The organism is Clostridium sp. TJA038, from assembly GCF_058310255.1.
Genome location: NZ_JBZEFA010000027.1, coordinates 1 through 990, shown reverse-complemented (window position 1 = coordinate 990; position 990 = coordinate 1). Strand labels below are relative to the sequence as shown.

The 990-nt window shown below is 45.7% G+C and carries 10 tRNA genes; all 10 read left to right on the top strand.

Annotated features, from left to right (window positions below):
• Positions 1-7 precede the first annotated feature (7 nt).
• The 10 genes from AC4FQV_RS11895 (at position 8) to AC4FQV_RS11850 (ending at position 990) form a co-directional block, all read left to right on the top strand.
• Positions 8-81, top strand: a tRNA-Gly gene (locus tag AC4FQV_RS11895).
• A gap of 78 nt (positions 82-159) precedes the next feature.
• Positions 160-236, top strand: a tRNA-Arg gene (locus AC4FQV_RS11890).
• A 4-nt stretch (positions 237-240) separates the two neighbouring features.
• Positions 241-316 (top strand) — tRNA-His (locus AC4FQV_RS11885).
• A 5-nt stretch (positions 317-321) separates the two neighbouring features.
• Positions 322-396: transfer RNA gene (locus AC4FQV_RS11880), tRNA-Gln, on the top strand.
• A gap of 6 nt (positions 397-402) precedes the next feature.
• Positions 403-478 (top strand) — tRNA-Lys (locus AC4FQV_RS11875).
• A 17-nt stretch (positions 479-495) separates the two neighbouring features.
• A tRNA-Lys gene (locus AC4FQV_RS11870) sits at positions 496-571 on the top strand.
• A gap of 10 nt (positions 572-581) precedes the next feature.
• A tRNA-Leu gene (locus AC4FQV_RS11865) sits at positions 582-665 on the top strand.
• Between the two features lie 20 nt (positions 666-685).
• Positions 686-760: transfer RNA gene (locus AC4FQV_RS11860), tRNA-Gly, on the top strand.
• A 4-nt stretch (positions 761-764) separates the two neighbouring features.
• A tRNA-Gly gene (locus tag AC4FQV_RS11855) sits at positions 765-838 on the top strand.
• 75 nt (positions 839-913) lie between these two features.
• Positions 914-990 (top strand) — tRNA-Arg (locus AC4FQV_RS11850).

Genomic DNA, 990 nt, shown 5'->3' with positions numbered 1-990 from the left:
CCAATATGCGGGTGTAGTTCAATGGTAGAACACCAGCCTTCCAAGCTGGATACCCGGGTTCGATTCCCGGTACCCGCTCCACAAAACTTTTAAAAGTTAAGTAAAAAAATACTTGACAAAATATTTAAAAGTAATTAAAATAAATTTTGTTTTTACTGTGTATCTTTAGCTCAGCTGGATAGAGCAACGGCCTTCTAAGCCGTGGGTCAGGGGTTCGAATCCCTTAAGGTACACCATATGGTGGGCGTAGTTCAGTTGGTAGAGCACCAGATTGTGGCTCTGGGTGTCGCGAGTTCGAGTCTCGTCGCTCACCCCATATTTTGGGATATCGCCAAGCGGTAAGGCAACGGACTTTGACTCCGTCATTCGCAGGTTCGAATCCTGCTATCCCAGCCAAAATGTGATTTGCTAGCTCAGTCGGTAGAGCACGTGACTTTTAATCACGGTGTCCAGGGTTCGATTCCCTGGCAGATCACCACAAAATTTATTTAATATGATTTGCTAGCTCAGTCGGTAGAGCACGTGACTTTTAATCACGGTGTCCAGGGTTCGATTCCCTGGCAGATCACCAAATTTAATTTGCAGATGTGGCGGAATTGGCAGACGCACTAGACTTAGGATCTAGCGCCTACGGCGTGGGGGTTCGACTCCCTTCATCTGCACCAATTAAATTTAATATTAAAATGCGGGAGTGACTCAATGGTAGAGTGTCACCTTGCCAAGGTGAAAGTTGCGGGTTCGAGTCCCGTCTTCCGCTCCAATATGCGGGTGTAGTTCAATGGTAGAACACCAGCCTTCCAAGCTGGATACCCGGGTTCGATTCCCGGTACCCGCTCCACAAAACATTTAAAATGTTAAGTAAAAACACTTGACAAAATGTTAAGAAACATTTAAAATAATAATTGTTTGATGTGTATCTTTAGCTCAGCTGGATAGAGCAACGGCCTTCTAAGCCGTGGGTCAGGGGTTCGAATCCCTTAAGGTACACCA